The organism is Haloarcula mannanilytica (assembly GCF_005406125.1).
GTDB lineage: Archaea > Halobacteriota > Halobacteria > Halobacteriales > Haloarculaceae > Haloarcula > Haloarcula mannanilytica.
The window spans coordinates 1-2,004 of the sequence record NZ_BIXZ01000029.1; the positions used below are offsets into that span (position 1 = coordinate 1).

General features: G+C 57.7%; 2 protein-coding genes. Both read left to right on the top strand.

The window, feature by feature from the left end:
• The first annotated feature begins 2 nt into the window (after window positions 1–2).
• A complete protein-coding gene (locus tag Harman_RS21170) occupies window positions 3–887 on the top strand; it encodes an IS1595 family transposase (RefSeq protein ID WP_137685639.1) in 885 nt (294 codons plus the stop codon).
• Window positions 888–990: 103 nt separating this feature from the next.
• Window positions 991–1,983 carry a transposase gene (locus Harman_RS21175; RefSeq protein WP_137685640.1) on the top strand — a complete coding sequence of 331 codons (993 nt, stop codon included), beginning with the start codon at window positions 991–993 and terminating at the stop codon, window positions 1,981–1,983.
• The last annotated feature ends 21 nt before the right edge of the window (window positions 1,984–2,004 follow it).

Sequence of the window (2,004 nt, forward strand, 5' to 3'; positions counted from 1 at the left end):
GAATGATTCCGCTAGATGTGTTTGGGTCGGAATCGGTCGCAGCGGACCTGCTGGAACAGGTTCGCTGGCGTGACGGTGTTACCTGTCCTCGCTGCCGTTCTGACCGGACGGTCAGAAACGGCAGCTATAGAGAGTTTCAACGGTATCTCTGTAAGAATTGCGACCGCACGTTCAACGATAAGACTGGCACAATCTTCGCTCATTCGAGGATTGCGCTCCGACGGTGGCTGTTCTCAATTTATGCGTTTCTCCGGTTTAACACGAGTCTTCGTCAACTACAGTGCGAAATCGAGGTAACACACAAAACGATGCACCGGCGCATCGAGCGCTTCGCCAGCGCGCTCGATGCGCCTTCTCTCGATCTCGTTGGCCCGGTCGAAATCGACGAAGTGTACGTCTCTGCCGGGAAGAAAGGCCGCGAGCGCGACCGGGAGTCGCGCTCGCGTGGCCTGTCCACGCGTGGACGTGGTTCGTATAGCGGCGACAAGCCGCCGGTGTTCATCATCGCTGACCGTGGCACCGGACAGCGGTACGTGATCCCGGCGAAAGCCGCAGATGAATCGACGATTCGACTCCTGCTGGCCGACCGCCAGCAGGAGTCGCTCACTGTCTACACCGACGGCTTTCGAGTATACGAACCGCTCGAAGAGGACGACGAATTCAACCGTGAATACGTCGTCCACGGCGACGGTGAATACGCCGACGATGAGGTGCATGTCAACACCTGCGAGAGCCACGCGTCGCAGGTGCGACGGTGGCTCTCGCCCCATCGAGGTATCTCCAAAGACAAGCTAACACAGTATCTTAGAGCGTTTCAGCTACGCCGGGAGCTGTTGCGGAAGCATGGCCGAGATGCTCTCAAACATGCTGTCCGAGCAACTCTGTGAAATCAACAATGTGCTACGGATGAGCGACCCCTCTTTATTTATTATCGTGAGGGTGTCATAGAACAGTTAGCACACCAAAGAGCAGGGTGAACGCTGAGGTGGAATGAGTTCAGCGACCCTGCAAGATGACCCTTCGGTAGAGTCGTTCTTCAATGTCGCGGAGACCGAGACACTAGCGTTGTTTGAGCATCTCTCCTTCGAGTTTCTCGAAGAGTTCGACGTGTTCGCCCCGGCGGAGACGGGGCGAACACGAGAGCACGAACCACCAGAGTTGATGCGTGGATTCCTTCACTGCTATTACCGCGATATCTACGGGATTCGTCCGGTTGCACGGGAGCTTCAGAACACAGTTGTCTGGCTGAGTTGTGGGTTCGATCGACCGCCGTCGAGAGACGCGGTCGATCGCTTTCTCACCGACCTCAAACACGTCGTTGACGACGTTTTCGACCGACTCGTCGAGCAGGCCGCCCGGCGCGGCCTGCTCGATGTGACCTACTGTATCGATTCGACCGACGTGAGAGCGATGCCCGCCGATCAAGATGCGTCGAAGTGCTACGACCCAACCGCCGATGAGTACTACCACGGATACGGTTGCACAATCGTCTCAACCGGGCAAAAGATCCCGATTGCAGCCGAGTTCACTGAAAGCAAGCAAGCGCCTGAGGAGACGGCGATGCGCGTCACGCGTGACGCGCTCGCCGTCGCTCAGCCGATATGGATGGTCGGTGACAGCGCCTACGACACGCTCGACTGGCACGACCACCTGCTGGCCGCAGGGGTCGTGCCAGTCGCTCCGTACAACGCGCGAAACACCGACGATCCGAAAGACATCGAGTACAGGGTCGAAGACCGCATCACCGAACACAGCGAGGACGTTCAGCTGAAGCAATCAACCTTAGACGAGACGTACAACCGCCGTACGGGAGTTGAACGAACCAACAAATCAGTGAAGGACTGCGGCCTCGGGCGAACGCACGCCCGAGGCCGCGTCCACGCACGAGCGCAGGTGTTCCTTGCTCTGTGTCTTCGCCTCGTCGTCGCAATCACCAACTACGAACGCGAAGACAATCCAGGAAGTACCGTGATCACGGTGTGAGAAGAGTTCTATGACACCCTC